The sequence below is a fragment of the Clostridium sp. 'deep sea' genome, assembly GCF_014931565.1.
In the GTDB taxonomy this organism is placed as follows: domain Bacteria; phylum Bacillota; class UBA994; order PWPR01; family PWPR01.
Map to the genome: position 1 here is coordinate 1,405,533 of NZ_CP063353.1, position 22,999 is coordinate 1,428,531.

Sequence of the window (22,999 nt, forward strand, 5' to 3'; positions counted from 1 at the left end):
ATAGTATTAAATAATTATAAAAAAAATTATAAACTTCATAAAATTAAACACTAAAAATACACTTAATACCATCTTTTCTAAAACACTTATTACAAGAAATACACATAGATTTAGTAAATTCTCCACGCATCCATATATTAGCTAAATTTGGTTGACAAATAAGGGCTCTACTCATTGAAAAATAGCTAATATTTGTTGTATTTAAAATTTTGGTTAACATCTTTGGATCTCTATTTTTGTTAACAACAATTATTGGCACCTTACAACTTTCAGCAATGTTGCAGGCATACTTGGCAAATACTGATTCTTGATTTGGCTCAACACTGGGGTCGTTGCCACCACTTATTTCAATAGCATTTATACCTAAATTAGCAAGTCGACCACAAACCTCTTTACTCTCATTAAAAGTGAATCCCTGCTGCATAAAATCACTGCAGTTTATTTTTATTAAAATATTAAACTGCGAACCTACTTCTGCTCGCATTTCTTCATAAATTTCACATATTATACGCATACGATTGGTTAAAGAACCACCATATAAATCCTGCCTTTTATTAAAGAAAGGGCTTAAAAACTGACTCAATAAATAACCATGAGCACCATGAATTTGCACACCGTCAAAGCCTGCTTCTTGTGCCCGTTTTGCAGCTAAAGCAAAGCTTTTAATTAACTCATCTATATCTTTTTGCTTCATTTCTACTGGGGTAATACCAGAGCGAGGATGCCTTACCGCAGAAGGTCCCCAAATAATTCTATTTTCTACTTTATAACTAGTTTGTGAGCCACCATAGGCTATTTGAAGTATTATTTTACTATCATAATTGTGCACAACCTTAGTAAGTTTTTTAAGACCAGGTATAAACTTATCATGACTAATACCCAACATTTTTGGATTGGGCTGCTCATGCTCTGTAACAAAAGCATAACCAGTAATAATTAACCCAACTCCACCCTCCGCTAACTCTTTATATACATTAACCAAAGAATCATTAACTGTACCATCTTCATTTGCCATACGTTCCCAAGTAGCAGACCGAACTAATCTATTTTTAAGCTCTAGGCTGTTAAAACTAGTTTTATCAAATAAAGTTTTCATATTATCCTCCGCAAATAACTATTACTTTAACGTTAACTATAGTATAACATATTGGTTCGCTTTGCTCACGGATTGGGCTTGCCTTACAGCTTCGCAGTTTGGGTATTTCACTATGTGAAACACGGGGTGGGCTTGAGCTAACGCTCTTCACGTTTTGGATTCGCTTCGCTCATGGTTAAAAACTTGCTTTAGCAAGCCTACCGTCTGCGTTAGCAGACCCATACCGTATGCCGTGGCATACTCACTCCGTTTGCCTATGGCAAACCTATTCCGTGAGCGAAGCGAACATAAGAAGGATTTTTACTTTTGTACTCGAATTAATATTATTAAGGAAGGTGAAAATTATGTATTCTTATATTATAAAAAATGCCCGATTATTAGATGGTGCAGGTAATCCTTGGCGGTACGGCGATGTTGCTATTAAAAATGATATTATTGCTAGTATTGGTGATTTTAGTAATGCTAAAGCAGAAACTGTAATTGATGCCAAAGGTCTTTATTTAAGTCCTGGTTTTATAGATGTTCATACTCACTCAGGAATGGTTCTTTATGTGGATGGCAGGGCTCATTCTCACCTGTTGCAGGGTGTTACAACTAATGTATTAGGTCAATGTGGTAGCTTTTTAGCGCCAGTGACTGACTTGCGTTTACAAACCTCCGATAAGTCTCAAATAGACATTACTTGGAGAACCACCAATGAGTTTTTAACTCTGCTTGAAGAAAAAGATTTAAGTGTTAATGTTGTTCCTGTTGCTGGTCAGGCAGCTATACGTCAATGTGTTATGGGTTATAACCCTAATAAACCTAGTAACACCGAAATGAACGAAATGAAAGAGTTGCTAAAAGAGGCAATGGAAAGTGGTTGTTTTGGTGTAAGTACTGGACTTATTTATACCCCTAGTTCGTATGCTGATACCGAAGAGTTAATTGAATTAACTAAAATTATAGCCGATTACAATGGAATTTACTTCTCTCATATTCGGGGTGAAAATGATTTTGTATTAGAGGCTGTTAACGAGGCCATAGAGATTGGCAAACAGGCTAATGTGCCAGTGCAAATATCTCATTTAAAGGCTATGGGCAGACATATGTGGGGTAAATCTGTTGACATTTTAAATATGATAGATAAAGCCAGAGAAGATGGAATTGAAGTTACCTTTGACCAATACCCTTTTAAAGCCTCCGCTTGTGGTTTAAGTGCTGTATTACCACCCTGGGCACACGTTGGCGGTGCCAGTAAAATGCGTGAAAGATTGGCCGATAAAGAGCAAAGAGCAAAAATTAAACACGATATTTTACAGGGTGTAGATAAATGGATTAGTATTCATAAAGGGGTAGGTTTTGATAACATTTTAATTACTCATACTTTTGAAGACGAGTCCTTAATAGGTAAAACAGTAGCAGAAATAGCTAAAGAACGTAATGCAGATGAATTTGAAACCTGCTTTGATATTCTACAATCAATAGAGGGTCGAGTAAGCATTGTTTACTTTACCATTTGTGATGAAGACTTAGAGCGTATTATGAAACACCCTGCCATGATGGTGGGCTCTGATACAAGCGCTCGACCTATTGATGGACCATTAACTGCTGGCATGCCTCACCCACGTACTTACGGTAGCTTTGCCAGAGTTTTGGGTGAATATGTTAGAGACAAACAAGTTCTTACTCTACCTGAGGCTATCAGAAAAATGACTTCTGCATCAGCATTTAAACTTGGCTTATATGATAGAGGTTTACTGTTACCTGGTAAAAAAGCTGACTTAGTATTATTTGATGCCAATACCGTAAGAACAGATGTTACCTATACAAACCCTAAACAGTTTCCGGTAGGCATAAAGAAAGTATTTGTTAATGGTGTATTATCTGTAGATAACAGCAAACACACTGGTGCTAGTGCAGGGGTTGTAATAAGAAGAAAGTAAGCTTATGAAAATGACCTTTATATTAAAAAAAATTCCCACATTATTTTTGGGATTGTTTTTACTTGCTTTTGGCATATCTCTTACAATAACTGCTAAGTTAGGTCTTAATCCTTGGGGTGTTTTTCACTTTGGTCTAACAAAATTATTTCCAATTACGTTTGGTAGAGCTGACCAACTAACGGGATTAGTTATTCTTGTTTTAACCTGCTTTATTAAAATTGTGCCAGGCTTTGCTAGTGTGTGTAATATGTTTTTTGTTGGCATGTTTGTGGATCTTATTATAGGCATGAACATACTTAAAACTCCTAGTTCATTCTTACTAAAACTAATAATGCTACTAGCAGGTATGTTTATAATTAGCTTGGGTTCATATTTTTATTTAAAAGTTGAACTTGGAGCAGGACCAAGAGATGGATTAATGGAGGGTTTAGTAAAGCTTTTAAAAAGACCTGTACAACAGATAAGAACCAGTATTGATGTTTTAGTTTTAGCTATTGGTTATCTCCTGGGTGGACCTGTAGGTATTGGCACAATTATTTTATCATTGTGTACAGGCACAATAATCCAGTGGATTTTTAAAATTGGCAAATATAATCCTAAAGATGCTAACCATTTAGATTTTGCTAAACTTTATTACTTGTTAAAATCAAAAAATACTAATCAAACTAATATTGCCGATTAATACTAAGGGTCGTAGACCCTTAGTATTATTTATTTACAGGATTTATTTAGGGCCTTAATGTGGCCTTTAAAGATAGGGGGTTATCTAAAAGACTTATAGCATCATTTATATTAGCAACAACTATATCACTAGCAACAAGAGTTTTTGTGGCACAGCCCTCTTCACCCATAAGGCATATTCCTATTTTTGCTAACCTTAACATTTCAATATCATTGTTACCATTACCTATTGCCACACAATTTTCTACCCCTAGTTGTTTAATGAAGTCAGCTTTATCTATTGTACCGTTTAGCTTAGATACTAAATGAACATTAATTGCAGATTGGGCAAACTGTTGATGTACAGTACCAAAGGTGTCTGCAGTAAGTACATGAACTTTTACATCATGTTTTAGACTAAGTGATGTTAACAAATTTATAGTTTTAGAACTAACCTTGCCAGCTGTTGCTAGGGTACCATTAAAATCACAAACAATATGTTTTATTATTAATTCAGATTGTTGAGGTATTTGTATTGTTATCATAAAGATATACTCCTTAAGACTTTTTAATAAAGTATACCATATTAATTTGTCCTAAATCAGAGCTACGTGTATAACCCAATTTTTCGTATAAAGCTATAGCTTTATGGTTTTGTTTATCACAGCTCAAAAAGCTACGTTTAGCATTATTTGCTAAGCCCCAATTTAAACCACAATACATTAAGTTGCGAGCTAAACCTAAGCTTTGATAATTTGGGTTAACTGCTAGTTCTTTTATCCATACAACAGTCCCTTTTTCACTATTAAAACCATATAGATTTGTTAATAATACAGCAACTATATTATTGTTAATTTCAGCCACAAAAATTTTAGAATTTACATTTTCATACCATTCTTTAATTGCTTTAAAGCTTGATCCCTCAAATCCTCTTGATAATCCGCAACACATTTTAGTAACATAACTTGCCTCTGCTAACTCATTACTGCCTAATTCTCTAATAATATAATTATGTCCTGTAGCAAAAGCTATTGAGGAAATATTCTTTAGCCAAAAATCTAAAAAGTGAGAATTTTCTTTAAAACCAATTTCAGCTAACTGCTCTACAAATTCTGGTGGTATAAACTCTATATTTACATTGGTACTTAAATCATTAAGAATAATTTTCTTTATAGCTTTTATTAAGTCATTTTTTTTGTTACAAGCCCAAAAGATTTGCAGTTTTTCATTAACGTGTTTGCTTAAAATAATTAAATCATTAGTAATAATATGTATTCTACTATTAAGCAGATTTTTAGCCTCAATATATTTTAACGATGTGTACTTTAGATTATTAGCATTATTTAACAATTGCTTACTAGCTTCTTCATTAATTAGCTTTTTACTCATAATTTTCCCTCTCTAGTTAAAGAAAAAATATTTAAATCAATTATTATCACAATTCTATATGTAATTATATAACAACTTCTTTTTAAAAAGTCTGAACAGTTAAAATGCTAATAATAAATTGCTACTTAATAAGGTTACAATTACACCAGCAATAAAATTACCAATTACAATTGCAGGAAAGGCTACTTTAAATCTCATATTAAGAAGGGCTGCTGCTAAAGTTCCACTCCAAACACCGGTGCCCGGTAACGGTGTTGCTACAAATATCAGCAAACCCCAAAAACCATATTTTTTACCTTTTTACTTCTACGCAGTGTTTTATCCGATAAATTATTAATTAATTTTCTAAAAAGTTTAGTTCTCTTAAGCCATTTAAAAACTGGTCTTACTCCAAACAAAATAAATGGAGTAGGAATTAAACTTCCTAACATACATATAGTTAAAGCTTTTAAAGGCTCAACTCCCATAGCTATACCAACAGGAATTGCTCCTCTTAGTTCAACTACAGGCGCCATAGACATAAGTATTAGTTTTAGCTCTACTGAAAGTCCGCCTAACAAATTTAATAAATATTCAACCATTTTTTGCTCCTAAGTTAATTAGTAACTTAAAAATATTTTAACACTAAATTAGTATAACTTAAATAATACAACTGCATTAGTTATAAATTAAATAAATCATCTAGGTAGAAAAAGACAGGCACAAAAATACCTTGAGCTATCATCTTTAGGATTTGCTCTTTTGTAGCCCATTTTGCATCACAGACCTCGTCTTGCTGATAAATAACATCACTTATATTTATGTCTTGCTTAAATAAATATACATCTAAAAAATCTGGATAATCTGCATGTTGCCTTTTATAATTAAAAACACACTCACCATTATTAGGATTAATAATAATACCTATCTCCTCTTGAACTTCTCGTAGTGCTGCTTTTAAACTACTCTCTCCTACTGTAGCAGAGCCACCTGTACACTCCCACATATTTGCATACGTTTTATTAGCAGTTCTTTTAGAAATAAGGTACTGGTTTTTACTATTTTTTATCCATACATGAACTACTAAATGAAATTCATTTTGAGCCATTGGCTGACCACGCTCTACAACTTTACCTGTTTTTATCCTTTCATCGTTATAAATATCCCATAACTCCATACTAAGCACCCTCTTTCATTTTTGTGGATAATAAAATTATCATAACACTAGAACCATGTCAATATAAGTAATTTTACTACTGTAAAGACTAATATTTTATTAAAGTTTTATGAATATTAATAAACTTAACATATTATGATTTAATAGTGCTAAAATTGGGTATATAAAATCAGTTGTATAGCGATTATACAATTTATTGTAAAAGCTAAAACTATTTCAACATTAGTGAACGAAAGGAAAAACATTATGAAATATAGCATTGAGGGTGGTAACTTACCTATTTTACGCGTTACTTTAAATCGAGGAGAATCGGTTTTTAATGAAAATGGTAGTATGGCATGGATGAGTTCTGATATAGCAATGGACACCTCTACTAGGGGAGGTTTTTAAAGGGTTTAGCTCGCTCTTTTAGCGGTGAAAGCTTATTTTTAAACACCTATACATCTCAAGCAGACAATCAAGAGATTGCTTTTGCTACTAACTTACCAGGTGAAATTAAAGCTATGCAAATAGACCGACCTATGATATTTCAAAAGGGTGCATTTTTATGTGCAGAAGAGTCTGTTAACCTAGAAGTTGCCTTTACAAAAAAATTCTCTGCTGGCCTAATAGGGGGAGAGGGTTTTATACTACAAAAAATAACAGGTACAGGAACAGCCTTTTTTGAAATAGACGGCTGTTTAACTGAAATGCAGTTAGCGCAGGGGCAAGAATTACTTGTTGACCAAGGTCATGTTGCTTATTTTGATGAATCCGTTAAATACGAAATAACAAAGGTTAAAGGCATTAAAAACATGTTTTTTGGAGGAGAGGGGTTGTTTTTAGTAAAACTAAGAGGACCAGGTAAAATTGGGTTACAATCATTACCTATTAGAAACCTTGCAGGTTCAATATTCTCTTTAGCTCCAAATAATAATTAAGCTAAAAGGGTTGTAGTTTTAACACTACAACCCTTTGTTTATTGCTAATACAGTTTATCTATAATTTATAATCATTGTTTAAACAATATTGTTAGCATACTAACAACTTGAGGATTGTCTATATAATAAGTAACAATATTTCCACTACGTTCACAAGAAATAACATTAGCATTTTTAAGCTTACCTAAATACTGAGAAACTGTGGATTGAGGCAAATTTAAATGCTCTTTCATGGTATTAACATTACACTTACCTTTTTCAATTAAACGTTTAACAATACATAACCTAATGGGGTGTGCCAAAGCCTTTAATAATTCAGCCTTTTCTTCAAGCATATTAATTTCTTTTTTTAAACTCATTTATATCACCTCTATTACAGTATCTCAATAATGCAATAAAGTAAAGTACAAAATAAATAATTCTCTAGTAGTTATTACTCCAAAACATAAATACCCGAACGCTGGGGACGGGTGATTTTGTTCGGAAAACGAACATTTGCACCCGTCCCCAACGTTCGTCAGTTATCTCAAGTTAATCAATCTCCAGTTTTACATTGCTCTATTAGTTAAATATTGTACTAAAAATTGTTAGCTCAATAGTTTTTCTCTTGTACCTTCTTTATTATTTATTTCTTAACCTAACTCCTTTTATCTAAACGCTAGGGATGGGTGATTTTGTTCGGAATGTGAACAGATGAACCTGTATTTAACGTTCTTTCATAATTTTTTAGATACCTATCAACCGCATTATATTGAGTCTCTAACAAGCATGCTGTTTTTCTCAGTGACAAACCACATTCTCTTACTAACATGTAACATAATTCATTCATTAAATAACTATTCATATGTAACTGTTTTGCACTTGTAATACTATATTTTTTTATGTACTCTTGTCTTAAATTATAACCCATTATGTATTTTATCTTTTCAGTATCCTCTTTTATCTCTAAATATATTTCATTATCATCTTGCTTATGAAAATCAGCAAAACTTTTGAGATTGTTACTAAAACACTTTAGTATAAACTTTTTTTCTTCATTATAAACAAAGTTTCTTTTATGCAAATACTCTATGTAACTACTCCAAATATAATCTTGGGCCTGATTAACTATATTCGCTTTTACAGGGTTATTATGTATGTATCTAACATTACATTTAAGGTATTCATCCGATTCAATAGCTTTGCTTTTAAATCTATTATTAAATAGTGCCCCTATTCTGTCATACTTATTATTATAGTAGGTAGCATACATGCCACTCACTACCTTAATAGCATAAGACATATCTTCTACATGTGCATGTAATATTAAATGTACATGATTACTCATAATACACCAGGCTGTTATTTTTATTTTACAATCATCTTGTTGTTTTTTTAATAATTGTAAAAATTTTTCTTTATCTGTGTCATTTACGAAAATATCTTTTTTATTAATACCTCGTAACATAACATGATAATATCCAGTTGAGCTTTGCTGTCTTGCTTGCCTTGCCACATTTACACCTCCATTAATTAAATATGGAACACTGCGAACGTTGGGGACGGGTGATTTTGTTCGGAAAACGAACATTTGCACCCGTCCCCAGCGTTCGGGAATTTTTAAATATATAGTGATAATTTAATAATTATAGTTAAATATATATACATTTTATCAAAATATTTTTAATTTGTAATTAATAAAATAAAACGCTAGAGACCTTAAACTGTCTTTAGCGTTTCATATTTTATTTATTTATTTATTTATTTTTATATCTTTGAATACTGGTGTTTTTAATAGGGTAATTGCTAAAATTGAGTTAATCGGAATCATTATTAGGTGATTAATTACTCGCATAGGTAGAGCTGCCATAAAGGAAAAGCTTCCTATATATAATGATAACCAATAGGTATTAATTAAGGCGTTAACTACTAAGGCATTTATGCTCACACTTAGCCACACAGCTACTTTGGGTTTCTTTTTTAGCCTTTGATAAACTAAACCGGGTATTAAACCACATAATCCTGCCGATAGGGTTAAGCCTGGTATAAACATACCCCCCATTGAGTTAATCATAAAGCCACTTAAATCAGCTAATACACCTACTGTAAATCCTAATAGCGGGTTTAAAGTTATTCCTGCTAAAATTATTGGTAATTGTCCAAATCCAATTCTTAAAACTGGCGTTAATCTAAATGAAAACAGCCTTGTAAATATTACACTTATAGCTATTAATAACCCTGCTTTTGCTAACTGCCTTGTAGAAATTTTCATGTGTTATTTCCTCCTTTAGGCATCCGCAATACTGTTATAACAAACAAAAAATATCCCATATAAAACAGCTATATAAGATACCTAAGTCAGAAATATACAGCGGACGCGATGTTTTATCGCGAAAATTATTCTTCGTCTAAAGACTACATCCCATTCTTTAGCACTTTACGCAAAACATCTACTCTGTTTTATTAAGTTTTATTAACAAGTTTATTAACTTGTAAAAAATATGATACCATGAGTTAACGTTAATGTCAAAAAGATTCTTAATTTAAAACTAAAACTAGGCTTTAGAATAAAAAGCAGCATGCTTGTTAATTAATAAATCATGCTGCTTTGTTTTAATTTAAGTTATTGTGTGATATTTTTAGAGCATGTATCTTATATTTATTCTATAATTCTAATGTATATTTTAGTATTTAATTTACCCAAAATAATACTAATTTCTTCAAGGGGATTATCAGCTAGCTTTAGATGTTGTTTGTTAGCATAATCATATAAGTTTGCATAGGCGTTTTCTTTGTGCTTTATACCACTATGAACTGTACTTACATAAGTACCCTGCTCTATTTCAACTACGTTGTTTATAGGTAAGCTTTTTAAATCTATAACCTCTGCAAACACCTCTATTGAACATAAATCATTATCTAAATATTTAACCCTCATTTTATGACCATTTATTACTTGAACATTATATTCTTTGGCTAATTCATAAAGTCTACTAATTAGCTGCCCAATATCATTTAACCTAATAGTATCTCGCACACATATAGCTTGGTAAGATTTTAAACTGTGTTTTTCAATTAAGTAGTTCTGATTCTCAACAGCGGTGTTTTGTTTATTATTATTCAGCTTTTGATTAATCAAGTTTTGCTTATGTTGTAAATCTTTTATTTCTTTTTCTATTACTATTAATTGATGTTTTAAATCATTGTTAAGCCCACTTTTGCTAGCCATTATTTTTTTTATTTGTTGCAAACTAAAACCATAACTCTTAAGCTCTTTAATGGTGTTTAATTCTGCTATTTGTTGTTTATGATAATATCTATAATTATTCTCTGCCACTATTGTATAGGGTTTAAAAAGATCTATCTCATCATAGTGTCTTAATGCTTTTGCAGAAACCTGTGTTATTACTGCAAACTGACCTATTGTATACATTTTTAGTTCCTCCTTACACCATTAATTTTACAAAGGGTTTGGAATACAAAAAATGATGCTGATATTTTTCATAACCATCTCTTTTTATAAAGGCCGTAGTTGCTTTTACTATTTGCTTTGCCATAGCTTCATTTAGTTGCCGACCAATATCTGTAGAAGCATATTGAGGATAACCTAAATGACCATAATCTCCAGTTGATTTATTTAGCTTTTTTTTACTAAGCATGTGCTTTGGGTCAATTTCTATATTAGGCATGTCTTTGTACTTATCTTTAACCAACATTTTATTATAGTTTAACATACATGATGTTTCTATCCAGCCAGCATGATAATCATGTGGATAACTTGTTAATAAGGCATTAACTTCTGCACAGTTTTCACTGTTAATGCCTACTTTTTCACCAGAGAAAATTGCACCCATGGGAGCTATTGCTTTTATTCCATTTTCTGCATTTATTTTGTCGCAGGCTTTTTCCATTATAATGTTATGAATAGGATCTGCGTGAGCAGAAAGTAAAACGATATTTTTAAACTTCCATTGCGCAATATTATTTAGCACTTCATAAACTAAGTTAAACAGAGTGTTTTTAGATAAATATAAATTACCTACAATATTTGTTTTAGTTGCGTAACCACATGGTATAACTGGTAAATGATATACCTCATATGTTTGCTCTTTTAATAGTTTACTCGCTAATTTTTGCCAATACTCTGTTTCATAAACATCAACTCCCAATGGCAAATGAATACTATGTTGCTCAATTGGAGCTATATTAACAAAAATCACTGCGCTATCTTTGTTAATTTGTGCTAGCTCCTGCCAAGTTAATTGCATAATATTTTTACTCATTAATTACACCTCTTTTCATTAATAAGTTAAGCTTATGCTTTCCTGTAACAGGAAGGTCAATAATTAATTTATAGTTGCCATAACTATGTTATGAAAAGGCTTGTAGTAGATAATACTAAACATTAATATAGCATAACTAGCTATCAGTAAAAGCATTATTTTGTCAGAAAAAACAACCTCTACAGGGTCTCCATCGCTATCTCCTTCAACTGCTAAGCTATACTTTAAACAAATTAACATTACTAAAGGGACTGTATAAATTATACTTTTTCCAAAACTACTTATAGTATTACTATCTACACACCACATTGAATAAAAACCAATTGTAAGGGCTAAATATAGGTACATATTTTTATCTAAAAAGTTGTAGTTATATTTTTTTAGCACACACCTTGTTGAGCTACCTTGTTTTACTATTTCATTTCTTCTTTTACCTAACACTAAGTATAAAGACAAAGTAATAATAGTTAAATATAACCATGAAGATATTAATATATTAACCACAGCTGAGCCATATAAAACCCTTATTACAAAGCCCGATGCCAAAATAGCTATATCAAAAATAGGCACATGTTTATAGTGCTTACTATATAAAATATTTAACAAATAATAAGCCAATATCAAATTAGTAGATATAAACAAGTTGGATTTTGTAAAGGCATTAACTATAATAGAAAAAACAAACAATACTGTGGCTAGTATTTTAGCTTTTGTAACTGTAATTAAGCCAGCTGGTAAAGGCCTTTTACACTTTGTGGGATGCTTTTTGTCACTCTCAAGGTCATTAATATCGTTCACTATATACACTACTGAGGTCATTAGACTAAAGGCGATAAAGCCCAATAAATTATTAACAAAGTGCTGCTGAACAAAAAAAAGTTTACTAAAGACAAGTGGTACAAATACTAAAATATTTTTACAATAGTGTTTTACTCTCATTAGCCTTAGATATTTTTTCATTTATTTCACCTCGGATAATATTTAATGCCAAACCTAACAAGCTGCATAACTTCCTTAACATTAAAGTATAAAAGCACAATCATAACTGTACTCAATATAGCAATTTTTGATACGCTTTTATTTGAAAAAAACTTGTCCACTAACATAAATATTAAACAAATAAACGCCCAAGCAAAATACAAACTATATAATAACAGACCGTTTTCACCAGTACCCCAACCAAAAGCGCATAAAACTATAAAGGAGAATATCGCCCAAAAAAAACTTATTTTAGCAAACATTCTTCGACGATTAACTATAAATGAAACAATTGTTAAAGCTATAATAATAACTCCCAGTATGTTTAAACTTTTTACGGCTGTTTGCTGATAAGAAGCAAACTCAAATGTTGTATTGTTAACACCTGCCTCGGGCCTTAAGAAGCTAATTGCTACAAAGTTAATGTATTGCAATAATTTGTTTATAAATGTTAAACCATAACCTGTAAACTTCTTGTAGGCATTCACAACTGATGGTGCTTCAGGGTATATAGGGATTAAGGCGAATATAAAAATTAAGCTAAAAAACTTGCAGGCAGTAAAGGCAATTTCTTTTATGCTTTTTTTAGGTGCTTTACTACTTGCTAATAATGGAAACAAAATGCCTGTGGTTAATAGTGAACCGGTAGCCCCTAGGTACACTAAATCCTTCAGCCTTTGATTTTGGTAATTCAAACACACATATATGAACAAAATTAAATAGAATAAAGAATAAACATACTGCTCTAATAATATTGAAAATAACATAAATGGATAACAAATAAATATCATCGCCATAAAAAATCGCTTTGTTATTTTGTTTAACTTCATAAGTCTAGTCAACATTAAAACTGTTAAAGCAAGTACAAAAGCCTGCACTGCTATTAACGCAATTACATAACTATTAGGAATAAAAAACAACAACTTGCTTAAAACCACTGCTGTATAGGTAAATGGTAACGCAAAAATAGCAAAAAAAGGTTGTCTTATATCGTTAGCATACGCCTTAACATTTGTGTAAACATCTGTTGCTATAAAATAAGGTGAATCCGTAGTATAAACTACATCCCAATCTAAAACCTCATTTTTATATATAGGTTTGTAAAAAACAGATGTTTGACTATATATAACAAATGTTACTGCTGTAAAAATAACTACTACTACAATTAAATAAAAATACTCATATCTGGTAATGCTCTTCACAAATTTTACAACAGGGTCTTTTAAGGTACTAAAAAAGTAGCTGAAAAGTAAAAATATTGCCCACCCCGAGATTATTGCCACAGCCATTACATAGGCAGTGCTAGAGCCCTTTACCAGAAGCTTTAGACTATTACTTGTCCAAGAATTTATAGTTAAAAAATAATAAGCTAAATAATATAGACTGAATAAAGAACATATACCTGATAATATATTTAACATTTTAGTGGTGTTATGCAATGCAAGCTCAACAAATTTAAATCTATAACACATAATTCCAGCTACTATAGGAGTTACTACTAAGCCTAAATAGAATTTTAAATGAGTGCCTCTAATCGATAATATTGATTGAAGTGCTACTACTGATATAATAAATAAAATGTTCAGAAGATGTTGTTTTTTGTTTATATCTTTCATAATAATTAAATCCTATCTATTTACTAATTGTTATAATCATAAAGTTTTTAAGAGTTAGCAGCCATTTAATAACCTTACATTATATAAAAATAGCTTACATTTTTGTAAGCTAAATTTTTCAGTAATCTTTACATGCTCTTTAAAAATATAACAAATATTATTTAAGATTTTCTTACAGTAAAATAACAAAAGACACAAGGTTTTTATTTCAACCTTATGCCTTACTTTATTTATTAATTATTAATCAAAAAATACAAAGAGCTTTATACATAAATAGGTTATAGGTACACCTATGATGGCTGCCATAACAAATACTATTAGCTTCGGCCACTGTAATATATTAAAAAACACCACCACAAATAAGTTTTGAATCACAAAATTAGGTACATACGAAATGCAAAACTTAATGTATTTAGAGAGCTGTAATCTCTCTTTAAAATTAAAGCTACTATTAAGTACATAGGATATTGATAAACTAGTGATATATCCTACAATAAAAGCTACATTTGTGTTTATAAACATTGCGTAAACAGTTGCAAACACAATACCATTGACTGCATTTATAACTCCAATTATCAAAAATGCTAAAAAGTTTTTGTTAAAAAACAACGCTTTTAGTTTGGTTATTCTATTCATTTTATTAGCCCTTATTTTGATATTAACTGTAGCAAGGGTTCATAATAAATTATTATAAACATTGTCATAGCATAAAGTAGTATTAATACTAACATAAATTTGTCATTAAACACTACTTCTATAGGATCTCCATCCGACTCACCCTCTACAGCTAAGCTATACCTCATACATATTAACATGACCAAAGGAACTGTCCAAATAATGTTTTTACCATAGCTAATAATGGTTTGTTGATCAACACACCATAATGCGTAAAAACCAATAGTTAAAGCTAAATACATGTACATGTTTTTATCTAAAAAAGCATAACTATATTTTTTTAAAACCTTACGGGTATCTAGTTCTTGATTATTAATTTCATTACGTCTTTTACCTAGTACTAAATAAAATGACATGGATAGTACTGTTAAGTAGAGCCAACTAGAGATACTAATAGCACTTACCACCGAGCCATACGTTAAACGAATAACAAATCCACTGGCTAATACCGCAATATCAGCAACAGGTACATTTTTTAACCATTTACTATAGGATATATTTAAGAGCAAATAGACTAAAAGTAATAACCATGATTGTACTGTTAAAGCTGATGCTAAAAAGTTAAAGCAAATTACTAATAATAATAATAATACAGCAATAATTTTTGCTTTGTTAATAGATATAAGCCCTGCTGGTAAGGGTCTATGCCTTTTCCGTGAATGTTTTTTGTCATTATCTATATCATTAATGTCATTATAAATATACACAACAGATGATAAAAAACAAAAGGCAATAAAGGCATACAATGTAGTTTTAAATAAATTATACTGCCAAACTTGTTTACTAAACACTAAAGGAAAAAAGATAAGCGTATTTTTTAAATAGTGTTTTACTCTTATTAGTTTTAAATACTTACCCATGTCTCTCACCTACCGAGGATAATACTCAAAGGCAAATTTTATTAAGTCCATAAAGCCTTCAATATTAAAATAGCCAATAACTGCAATAATACATAATAAAGTAATATTTTTTAATACTAAACTCTTTTTAAACAAGGTTTTAATAGCAAAATACCAAAGAGATATAAAGGCCCACGAAAAATATAAAGAGTACAGTATTAAGCCGTTTTCTGTTGTACCCCAACCAATTAAAGTTAACATTATAAAAGAATAACATAACCAACAAAAACAAATCAAAGCATATTTATTTTTATAATTACTAATAAAACCTACTACAGCTAAAAGTAGCAAAAATACTCCAAGTAAGTTTAAGCTGTTAGCAGGCATTAGTTGGTAAGATACGTGTTTAAATGAAGTAAAATCAATAGTTGTTTGAGGCTTAATAAGACAAGCAGCTATAAAGTTAAAATATTGATAAAGTTTATCTATAAAGCTTAAGCTTTGCCCTGTATATGGTGAATATGCAGTTAAAAATTTTTTAAAATTAATAAAGATAACTGTTTGAGAAAATAAGATAACTACACTAAAAAACTTTAAAGCAGTTACCATAATAGTAGATACATATTTTTTTATATTTTTTAAGCTACTTAACAACACAAAGATAACTCCGCTGGTCAATAATGAGCCAGTAGCAGCTATAAAGAGTATATCTTTAGCTGATTGATTTTCATTATTTAGGTAACTATACACAAATAGTATTAGCCAGAAAAAAGCAAATACATACTGCTCTATTGTTACAGAAAAAACTAAATAAGAATAACTTATTGTTATTAGTGTTAAAAATAAATACTTATTAAATCCCTTTAAATCTAATAACTTAGTTATAATAAGTGATCCTATTGTTAAAAGTAAAACTTGAATTATATTTATAGCTATAGGGTAAATATTAGTAATATTAAATAAGATTGTAGAAATAATTTTAGCAACAACAGCAAAGGGTAAAGCAAATACTGCAAATAAAGGTTGTCTTAAGTCATTTTCATGGGCATTAATATTCATAAAAACGTTGTCTTGAATGTGATTACTTGAGTCTGTTGTAAAAATAACATCATATTTAACTAGCTTATTATTTTGCTCTGCTGCATAAAAGGCATTAGTACCATTATATACAAGCACTGTGATCACAGCAAAAATTAAGACAACAAAAACTATGTACAAATAATCTACTTTAGAAAAGCTAGCCAAAAGTTTTTTTAATACTGTACCAACAGTATTAAAAAAGTAATTATAATAAATAAACACTGCCCATAAAGATAAAAATGCTAAGCTAAAACAAACAATTTTAGCATCGTTTAAAGGTAATTTGGATGGTAAAGTAATAAAATCTGTTAGTTTTTTATATATAAAAGAATTTGAAAAATAAAAGAATTTAGAAAAACTTATTATTGTAAATATACTAAAAGTCAAAGCAACACAAGCTGAAAAAAAAGTTATATTGTTTAAAGTCTTTTTAACAATATTAACAGCAAAAGCTAAAACACAAGCAACCATAACTGTTAAAACTAAGTTTACTGTTACCCCATAACCCTCTGCCCTTAAACATAATAGCGTAGATAAAGCTAATGCAGATATAACAAAGGCTATGTTACTTATATAATATTTATGTTTGATGCTCATTAAAACACCTCATTATGATTACGATTGTAGAATAATTATATACTAAACTAGTTAATTACACTAGTTATTATAAACAAAAATAAACTTTATAGATTAACTTTTATTGTATGGTTTTATTAAGAGAATAATAATAATTTAACATTATTTATTTAAAAGCACAAACACCCAATTAGGAAAACTGAGTGTTTGTATAAGTTGTATAAGGAGTTGCTTTCATCTCTATATTTGCTTTGCCAAAACTTTGCATAATTAATTATAGCCAAATATACCTTGTTATATACCCTCACACTTAATGATTACATACGTTATCCATAATTCCCTTTATTTATTTGAGTATTTTTTGCAAATTATTAATAAATCTCTTTGTTTGCTCTATTGTTCCGGTGCTTACTCGTATCCAATTATCACAACCCCATAAATAACCTGGTCTTATAATAGTGCCTAGTTTCATTAACTCTACAAACACCTCTTTACTATGGACACCAATATTAACAAAAATAAAATTCGAGTTAGAAGGCATATATTTATAGCCTTTACTGTCGAAATATGTTGTCATTAAGTCCATACATTTATAGTTTAGTTGCACTGTTTTATTTATGTGTTCAGTATCATCTAAAGCTGCAATTGCCGCTACTTGAGCCAGTTGATTAACATTAAATACAGGTTTAATCTTTAACATTTCCCGGGAAATATGTTCAGATGTTAAGACATAACCCACCCTTAAAGCTGCTAAACCGACAACTTTCGAGAATGTTCGCAAAATAATTGTATTCTCTCTTTTCTTTAGTATTTCTAATGAGTTTGGATATTCTTGATTTATCTTGGCATACTCATAATAAGCTTCATCAAATACTATAACAATATCTTTGGACACATTATCTACTAAATAGTTAACTTCTTCTGCTGTCATTATGTTTCCAGAGGGATTATTAGGGTTACAAACATATATTAACTTAGTGTTTTCATTAACTGCATTAACAAACTGCTTAAAATCGTGTTTAAACTCTATCATTGGCACTTTTATAGGTACACCACCCATAATAGTTACAGATGAGGAATATAGCCCAAATGTTACATCAGCCATTATAGCCTCGTCACCTGGGTTAATAAATGTTCGAGCTACAAAATCTAATAATTGCTCTCCTCCACTTCCAACAACTACATTATTAATGGTTAAACCATAAAAATCTGCAAGTTTAGCTCGCAAATCCATGGCAGCCGCATCAGGATATATATTAACTGTATTTATAGCCTCTTTAATCGCTTTTAAGGCTTTAGGAGAAGGTCCTAGTGGGTTTTCATTAGATGCTAGTTTATCAATTTTATCAATATTAAATTCTTTTTTCACTTCTGAAATTGGTTTACCAGGCACATAAGGTGCAATTTTACTTATCTCTGTTCTAAATAGGTTTTTACTCATTATTTCTTTATCCTTTCATATAAATATAACTTTATAATAAAAAGCAGCTCTACTATTTAAAGTAAAGCTACTTTAATTTAGTGCTTATTTAACTAAAGATATTCCTAAAGAAATGGCTTTTTTGTTTATTTCAACAAAACGTTCTTTAACGTTTTCTTCAATAATTTTATTCCAATTAACAGACTCTAAATTCATAGATTTTACTAGGGTACCTAATAGTATTACATTCATAACTTTTATGTTGCCAAGCTCACGTGCTAGCTTGGCTGCATCTAATACTTGAGTGTCTACAACAGATTTAATTTTATCAATTATACCCTTTGGGTATTCGGCAACACCATTAAGTATAGGCATTGACTCAATAGCAAAATCATTTACTACTACTTTACCATTAGGCTTTAAATATTTTAAATAACGTAAAGCTTCCATTTTTTCAAAAGCTATTAATACATCTGTGCTACCTATCTCAATTACTGGAGATGAAACTTTTTCTCCGTACCTTACCTGTGATGATACTGAGCCACCACGCTGTGACATACCATGAATTTCACTCATTTTTACATCGTAACCAGCCTCAAGAAGACCAGTAACTAGAAGTTTACTTGCTAAAATAGTTCCTTGGCCACCTACACCAACTAACATAATACTCTTAGTCATAATTACCTTTGCTCCTTTGAAATAGCGTTTACAGGACATGTTTGTAAACAAACCTCACAGCCTACACATGAATTATAATCAATACTAGCTTTTCTGGTTTCTTTGTTAAATGATAATGCTGGACATCCTGTTTTAATACATTGACGACAGCCAATACATTTGTCATGGTCTATAGTACATTTTTCTCTAAAGGCATTTGTAAATTCATCTTTATCCTCTTGAGAGAATTTTTTAAGAACACAAGGCCATCTGGTAATAATTACACATGGTTGATCTAAAGCAAATGCCCAATTTAAGGTTTCTTTTACTTTTTTAAGATTATTAGGATCTATTGTTTTAACATGTTTAATGCCACAGGCCTTAACTAAAACCTCTAAATCTAGGTTAGGGGCTGATTGACCACCCGCTGTATATCCTGTTCCTGGGTTCTGTTGATGACCAGTCATACCTGTAATGCGGTTATCTAAAATAACATTAACTGTATTACTTTGGTTATAAGCAACATTTAATAAGGAGTTAATGCCTGTATGGAAAAATGTTGAATCTCCTAATACAGATACAACTCTCATATCGTTATCTTTATTCATGTTAAAGACTTTTTGGGCACCATGTCCCATACTCAATGAACCGCCCATACAAACTACAGCATCCATAGCATTATAAGGTGGAGCAAATGCTAAAGTATAACAACCAATATCACCACTTATAAATACATTACGCTTTTTAGCTAACTCGTAAAAGAAGCCGCGGTGAGGACATCCTGCACATAGGGTTGGTGGTCTGGCAACTACCTCATCTGCTGTAAACTCTGCTGTTTTAAGTTGCTCTCCATAAAACGCCTTACGAATAACGTCTGGAGTCATTTCACCAGTGAATGGGAAGATATCTTTTCCAATACATTCAATGCCATTAATTTTTAATTGCTCTTCTATATATGGATCATTCTCTTCCACTATATAAAGCTTGTCTACCTGATTAGCAAACTCTCTTATTTTTTCAATTGGCAAGGGATTAGAAAAACCAATTTTAAAGTACGAAGCCTCTGCTCCAAATACTTCATAAGCATAGTGATATGAAACCCCTGAGGCCACAATACCAATTTTAGTATCATTTATTTCTGAAAAGTTTAAAGGAGAATTGTTTGAGTAATCTTTAAGCTTAATCATACGCTCTTCAACTTTGTAGCGCATTTTACGTGAGTTAGCTGGAACAGATACAGTTTTCGAAGCATTTTTTTCATATTTTACAATAGGAACCTCTACCCTATCATTACAATCAACAATACCTTTAGAGTGACATAGGCGTGTTGTTAATCTATATAAAACAGGGGTATCATATTGCTCACTAACTTTATAAGCCTCTTTAATCATTTCTTTAGCTTCTTGACTTGTTGCAGGCTCAAACATGGGAATTTTAGCAAACTTTGCATAATTACGATTATCTTGCTCATTTTGAGAAGAGTGCATTCCAGGTTCATCTGCACTTACTAAAACAAAACCACCATTCACCCCAATATAAGATAAAGTAAATAATGGGTCAGCAGCAACATTTACACCAACGTGTTTCATAGAAGCAATAGATCTAGCTCCAGCAAATGCTGCTCCAATTGCAGACTCTAAAGCTACCTTTTCGTTTGGTGCCCATTCTGCGTAAATGTCGTTTTTGTAGTTTAAAATGTTCTCTAAAATTTCAGTACTTGGGGTACCTGGGTAAGCTGCAGCATAACGTACTCCAGCTTCATAAGCACCTCTAGCAACTGCTTCGTTACCGGTCATTAACTTCTTCATTTAGCAACCTCCTACAAATTTTTCATATATTTATTTGCTTAATATATTAATGCTAGTTGGTACTAGCATATTTTATGTTATTAACTTACTGCAACAGCCAACACAATTGATAAATACTTTTCTTCTACAGTGGCACCACGAGATGTTAAAATAATAGGCACTTTAGCACCTACTATTAAACCAGCCATTTTTGCTTTTGCAGAGTAAATTAATGACTTACCTAAAATATTACCAACGGTTATGTTCGGTACTAAAAATATATCTACTTCACCTGTTACTTCGCTATGGTAGTTTTTAATTTCTGCAGACTCTTTGTTCAAACTTAAATCATAAGAAATTGGACCTTCAACTATACAGTTTTTAATGATACCTTCTTGATTCAATCTTTTTAACTCTGCCGCATCAACTGTTTCAGGCATTTTAGGATTAACCTTCTCTACTGCAGCTAAAACTGCTACATTAGGTTTTTCATAACCTAATTTATTAAAAACTTTAACTGCATTTTCAAGTACTGCTCGTTTTTGCTCTAGGTTAGGATACATTACCATACCACCATCGGTAGTAACTAAAAGCTTGTGGTAGTTTGGCACCTCATTAAACGCCATATGAGACATAACACTACCTGTTCCTAAACCATGTTCTTTATTCACAACTGCTTTAAGCAGATTTTTAGTTTGGATTAAACCCTTCATAATAAAGTCGGCTTGATTATTTTTTACTAAGTCAACTGCCTTTTGAGCTGCCAAAGGTTCATCTGTTTCATTAATAATAGTAACAAGGTTTAAATTCACAGCAAAGCTATTTAGTATCTCTTCAATTTTTGATTTATTACCAATAAGTATAGGAGTAACTAAGCCCTCTTTCATGGCCTTAATTACAGCCTCTAAAGTATGTTCTTCATGAGCACAAACAACCGCAATACGTGCGGTTTTTACATTACTCTTTAAAGAACGCTCTAAATCAGCAAAAGATTTAATCATATAACGCTCTCCTTTTATGCTTATTAATTTTCACTTTATCTAAAATAAAATTTAATAGTACATTACTATTCTAAACTATACAGTAACTGGAGAGTCAAGAATTTTTACATTTTTTTCATATAAAAAATCTAATTTAGGCTATTAGGCTATTATCAGTATTAAAAGAAAATGCTAAAATGATATTTACAAGTATTAACAATTTAAATTACAGGAGATAATAATGGACAATAAAAATCAAAATAACAAGCAATTAAAAGTAAATAGAGAAAAATCAAAAAAAAGAAATAAAAAATTAATGATAATAGTGGCTGTTGCCATTTTTATTATTTATGTTATGTATACAAACTTAGAGGCCATTACACTTAAAGTTCAAGGAGACAGCCCTGCAATCTTTGAGATTATAGATAATAAAGCTTACATTAATGGGGTTATTAGTAAAAATACAGCTCGAGATTTTGAGGCAGTAATTGCTAACTATCCAGAGCTTACAACAGTTGTTTTTGACTTTGTTCCAAGTTCGATAAATGATGATGCCACCTTAAAAGTTTGTGAAATGATTAATTCAGCCAAGCTAAACACCCTTGTTCCATACAATGGTTTAGTAGCTGGGAATGCCGTAGATATATTTTTAGCTGGAGTTTCCCGAACAATAGAGTCTGGAGCTAAAATTGGTGTTCGTGCCCGTACCATAAATAAAACCGTTGTAAACAATTTAGCTAAAAGTAACAATAGTCATCAGAGATTTTTAGAGCTGTATAAAAAGATTGGGGTCTGTGAGGAATTTTATTGGTTCACAGTTAATGCTCCTGTTGATAAAATAAAGTGGCTGACTGATGAAGAAATAAAGCAATACAATTTATCTACAAAATAACATTAGAACTTTAACTAAGGGATATAACTTTTTAATAACTAATTCTCTAACACATAATTAAAACCTTTATATTAAATAGTCTTAAACTAAT

The 22,999-nt window shown here is 30.9% G+C and carries 23 protein-coding genes, 1 pseudogene and 1 riboswitch; of the genes and pseudogenes, 4 read left to right on the forward strand and 20 right to left on the reverse strand.

Annotated features, from left to right (window positions below; all coding sequences use genetic code 11):
* Positions 1–43 precede the first annotated feature (43 nt).
* Positions 44–1,096 carry an NADH:flavin oxidoreductase gene (locus tag IMX26_RS06580; protein WP_195160880.1) on the reverse strand — a complete coding sequence of 351 codons (1,053 nt, stop codon included), beginning with the start codon at positions 1,094–1,096 and terminating at the stop codon, positions 44–46.
* A 344-nt stretch (positions 1,097–1,440) separates the two neighbouring features.
* Between IMX26_RS06580 and IMX26_RS06585 the strand changes: the two genes are divergently transcribed.
* Both IMX26_RS06585 and IMX26_RS06590 read left to right on the forward strand, forming a co-directional pair.
* Positions 1,441–3,021 carry a D-aminoacylase gene (locus IMX26_RS06585; RefSeq protein WP_195160881.1) on the forward strand — a complete coding sequence of 527 codons (1,581 nt, stop codon included), beginning with the start codon at positions 1,441–1,443 and terminating at the stop codon, positions 3,019–3,021.
* Positions 3,022–3,031: 10 nt separating this feature from the next.
* Positions 3,032–3,703 (forward strand): membrane protein, encoded by a 672-nt coding sequence (locus tag IMX26_RS06590; protein WP_195160882.1) that lies wholly within the window; start codon positions 3,032–3,034, stop codon positions 3,701–3,703.
* 46 nt (positions 3,704–3,749) lie between these two features.
* On the opposite strand, the gene IMX26_RS06595 is transcribed toward IMX26_RS06590, so the two are convergent.
* The 5 genes from IMX26_RS06595 to IMX26_RS06610 all read right to left on the reverse strand — a co-directional run bounded on the left by IMX26_RS06595 (position 3,750) and on the right by IMX26_RS06610 (position 6,226).
* Complete coding sequence (locus IMX26_RS06595; protein WP_195160883.1) at positions 3,750–4,226, reverse strand: HAD hydrolase family protein; 477 nt, start codon at positions 4,224–4,226, stop codon at positions 3,750–3,752.
* A gap of 13 nt (positions 4,227–4,239) precedes the next feature.
* Complete coding sequence (locus IMX26_RS06600) at positions 4,240–5,070, reverse strand: GNAT family N-acetyltransferase (RefSeq protein WP_195160884.1); 831 nt, start codon at positions 5,068–5,070, stop codon at positions 4,240–4,242.
* A gap of 99 nt (positions 5,071–5,169) precedes the next feature.
* A complete protein-coding gene (locus IMX26_RS17830) occupies positions 5,170–5,343 on the reverse strand; it encodes a small multi-drug export protein (RefSeq protein WP_243259317.1) in 174 nt (57 codons plus the stop codon).
* A complete protein-coding gene (locus IMX26_RS17835) occupies positions 5,337–5,651 on the reverse strand; it encodes a small multi-drug export protein (protein ID WP_243259318.1) in 315 nt (104 codons plus the stop codon). Before IMX26_RS17835 ends, IMX26_RS17830 begins: the two co-directional genes overlap by 7 nt.
* Before the next feature lie 80 nt (positions 5,652–5,731).
* Positions 5,732–6,226, reverse strand: coding sequence for an NUDIX domain-containing protein (locus IMX26_RS06610; RefSeq protein WP_195160885.1), 495 nt, complete (start codon positions 6,224–6,226; stop codon positions 5,732–5,734).
* A gap of 246 nt (positions 6,227–6,472) precedes the next feature.
* Between IMX26_RS06610 and IMX26_RS06615 the strand changes: the two are divergent.
* Positions 6,473–7,146: pseudogene (locus IMX26_RS06615) on the forward strand (TIGR00266 family protein).
* 71 nt (positions 7,147–7,217) lie between these two features.
* Here IMX26_RS06615 and IMX26_RS06620 read toward each other — a convergent pair.
* From IMX26_RS06620 to IMX26_RS06685, 14 genes are all read right to left on the reverse strand, one after another.
* Positions 7,218–7,505, reverse strand: a complete 288-nt coding sequence (locus IMX26_RS06620; RefSeq protein ID WP_195160886.1) for a metalloregulator ArsR/SmtB family transcription factor — start codon at positions 7,503–7,505, stop codon at positions 7,218–7,220.
* A 299-nt stretch (positions 7,506–7,804) separates the two neighbouring features.
* Positions 7,805–8,641, reverse strand: coding sequence for a transposase (locus IMX26_RS06625; protein WP_195160887.1), 837 nt, complete (start codon positions 8,639–8,641; stop codon positions 7,805–7,807).
* A 237-nt stretch (positions 8,642–8,878) separates the two neighbouring features.
* Positions 8,879–9,397: a folate family ECF transporter S component gene (locus IMX26_RS06630; RefSeq protein WP_195160888.1), complete on the reverse strand. Its 519-nt coding sequence runs from the start codon at positions 9,395–9,397 to the stop codon at positions 8,879–8,881.
* Between the two features lie 95 nt (positions 9,398–9,492).
* Positions 9,493–9,585, reverse strand: a riboswitch (THF riboswitch).
* A 199-nt stretch (positions 9,586–9,784) separates the two neighbouring features.
* Positions 9,785–10,558 (reverse strand): MerR family transcriptional regulator, encoded by a 774-nt coding sequence (locus IMX26_RS06635; protein ID WP_195160889.1) that lies wholly within the window; start codon positions 10,556–10,558, stop codon positions 9,785–9,787.
* Between the two features lie 13 nt (positions 10,559–10,571).
* Entirely contained in the window at positions 10,572–11,408 is an 837-nt protein-coding gene (locus tag IMX26_RS06640; protein ID WP_195160890.1) for a creatininase family protein, read from the reverse strand.
* 63 nt (positions 11,409–11,471) lie between these two features.
* Positions 11,472–12,368 (reverse strand): UbiA prenyltransferase family protein, encoded by an 897-nt coding sequence (locus IMX26_RS06645; RefSeq protein WP_195160891.1) that lies wholly within the window; start codon positions 12,366–12,368, stop codon positions 11,472–11,474.
* A 5-nt stretch (positions 12,369–12,373) separates the two neighbouring features.
* Positions 12,374–14,002 carry a hypothetical protein gene (locus IMX26_RS06650; RefSeq protein ID WP_195160892.1) on the reverse strand — a complete coding sequence of 543 codons (1,629 nt, stop codon included), beginning with the start codon at positions 14,000–14,002 and terminating at the stop codon, positions 12,374–12,376.
* 240 nt (positions 14,003–14,242) lie between these two features.
* Positions 14,243–14,638: a GtrA family protein gene (locus IMX26_RS06655; protein ID WP_195160893.1), complete on the reverse strand. Its 396-nt coding sequence runs from the start codon at positions 14,636–14,638 to the stop codon at positions 14,243–14,245.
* A gap of 11 nt (positions 14,639–14,649) precedes the next feature.
* Complete coding sequence (locus IMX26_RS06660; RefSeq protein ID WP_195160894.1) at positions 14,650–15,537, reverse strand: UbiA prenyltransferase family protein; 888 nt, start codon at positions 15,535–15,537, stop codon at positions 14,650–14,652.
* Positions 15,538–15,546: 9 nt separating this feature from the next.
* Positions 15,547–17,193: a hypothetical protein gene (locus IMX26_RS06665; protein ID WP_195160895.1), complete on the reverse strand. Its 1,647-nt coding sequence runs from the start codon at positions 17,191–17,193 to the stop codon at positions 15,547–15,549.
* Positions 17,194–17,518: 325 nt separating this feature from the next.
* Positions 17,519–18,613, reverse strand: coding sequence for a histidinol-phosphate transaminase (gene hisC / locus IMX26_RS06670; RefSeq protein ID WP_195160896.1), 1,095 nt, complete (start codon positions 18,611–18,613; stop codon positions 17,519–17,521).
* An 84-nt stretch (positions 18,614–18,697) separates the two neighbouring features.
* Entirely contained in the window at positions 18,698–19,270 is a 573-nt protein-coding gene (locus IMX26_RS06675; protein WP_195160897.1) for an indolepyruvate oxidoreductase subunit beta, read from the reverse strand.
* A gap of 2 nt (positions 19,271–19,272) precedes the next feature.
* On the reverse strand, positions 19,273–21,057 hold the full coding sequence (iorA, locus tag IMX26_RS06680; protein WP_195160898.1) for an indolepyruvate ferredoxin oxidoreductase subunit alpha: 1,785 nt from the start codon (positions 21,055–21,057) through the stop codon (positions 19,273–19,275).
* Between the two features lie 80 nt (positions 21,058–21,137).
* The gene (locus IMX26_RS06685) at positions 21,138–22,037 is read right to left on the reverse strand and encodes a bifunctional enoyl-CoA hydratase/phosphate acetyltransferase (protein WP_195160899.1); all 900 of its coding nucleotides are present in this window, start codon (positions 22,035–22,037) and stop codon (positions 21,138–21,140) included.
* Between the two features lie 220 nt (positions 22,038–22,257).
* On the opposite strand from IMX26_RS06685, the gene IMX26_RS06690 reads away from it, so the two are divergent.
* Positions 22,258–22,908: a hypothetical protein gene (locus IMX26_RS06690; RefSeq protein WP_195160900.1), complete on the forward strand. Its 651-nt coding sequence runs from the start codon at positions 22,258–22,260 to the stop codon at positions 22,906–22,908.
* The last annotated feature ends 91 nt before the right edge of the window (positions 22,909–22,999 follow it).

Bases quoted from the DNA above. Each gene is read 5' to 3' on its own strand.
- IMX26_RS06585 (WP_195160881.1), top strand. From the start codon at position 1,441: ATGTATTCTTATATTATAAAAAATGCCCGATTATTAGATGGTGCAGGT.
- IMX26_RS06685 (WP_195160899.1), bottom strand. From the start codon at position 22,037: ATGATTAAATCTTTTGCTGATTTAGAGCGTTCTTTAAAGAGTAATGTA.
- IMX26_RS06635 (WP_195160889.1), bottom strand. From the start codon at position 10,558: ATGTATACAATAGGTCAGTTTGCAGTAATAACACAGGTTTCTGCAAAA.
- IMX26_RS06650 (WP_195160892.1), bottom strand. From the start codon at position 14,002: ATGAAAGATATAAACAAAAAACAACATCTTCTGAACATTTTATTTATT.
- IMX26_RS17835 (WP_243259318.1), bottom strand. From the start codon at position 5,651: ATGGTTGAATATTTATTAAATTTGTTAGGCGGACTTTCAGTAGAGCTA.
- IMX26_RS06610 (WP_195160885.1), bottom strand. From the start codon at position 6,226: ATGGAGTTATGGGATATTTATAACGATGAAAGGATAAAAACAGGTAAA.
- IMX26_RS06580 (WP_195160880.1), bottom strand. From the start codon at position 1,096: ATGAAAACTTTATTTGATAAAACTAGTTTTAACAGCCTAGAGCTTAAA.
- IMX26_RS06665 (WP_195160895.1), bottom strand. From the start codon at position 17,193: ATGAGCATCAAACATAAATATTATATAAGTAACATAGCCTTTGTTATA.
- IMX26_RS06660 (WP_195160894.1), bottom strand. From the start codon at position 15,537: ATGGGTAAGTATTTAAAACTAATAAGAGTAAAACACTATTTAAAAAAT.
- hisC (WP_195160896.1), bottom strand. From the start codon at position 18,613: ATGAGTAAAAACCTATTTAGAACAGAGATAAGTAAAATTGCACCTTAT.
- iorA (WP_195160898.1), bottom strand. From the start codon at position 21,057: ATGAAGAAGTTAATGACCGGTAACGAAGCAGTTGCTAGAGGTGCTTAT.
- IMX26_RS06645 (WP_195160891.1), bottom strand. From the start codon at position 12,368: ATGAAAAAATATCTAAGGCTAATGAGAGTAAAACACTATTGTAAAAAT.
- IMX26_RS06690 (WP_195160900.1), top strand. From the start codon at position 22,258: ATGGACAATAAAAATCAAAATAACAAGCAATTAAAAGTAAATAGAGAA.
- IMX26_RS06675 (WP_195160897.1), bottom strand. From the start codon at position 19,270: ATGACTAAGAGTATTATGTTAGTTGGTGTAGGTGGCCAAGGAACTATT.
- IMX26_RS06630 (WP_195160888.1), bottom strand. From the start codon at position 9,397: ATGAAAATTTCTACAAGGCAGTTAGCAAAAGCAGGGTTATTAATAGCT.
- IMX26_RS06595 (WP_195160883.1), bottom strand. From the start codon at position 4,226: ATGATAACAATACAAATACCTCAACAATCTGAATTAATAATAAAACAT.
- IMX26_RS06600 (WP_195160884.1), bottom strand. From the start codon at position 5,070: ATGAGTAAAAAGCTAATTAATGAAGAAGCTAGTAAGCAATTGTTAAAT.
- IMX26_RS06620 (WP_195160886.1), bottom strand. From the start codon at position 7,505: ATGAGTTTAAAAAAAGAAATTAATATGCTTGAAGAAAAGGCTGAATTA.
- IMX26_RS06590 (WP_195160882.1), top strand. From the start codon at position 3,032: ATGACCTTTATATTAAAAAAAATTCCCACATTATTTTTGGGATTGTTT.
- IMX26_RS06640 (WP_195160890.1), bottom strand. From the start codon at position 11,408: ATGAGTAAAAATATTATGCAATTAACTTGGCAGGAGCTAGCACAAATT.
- IMX26_RS06655 (WP_195160893.1), bottom strand. From the start codon at position 14,638: ATGAATAGAATAACCAAACTAAAAGCGTTGTTTTTTAACAAAAACTTT.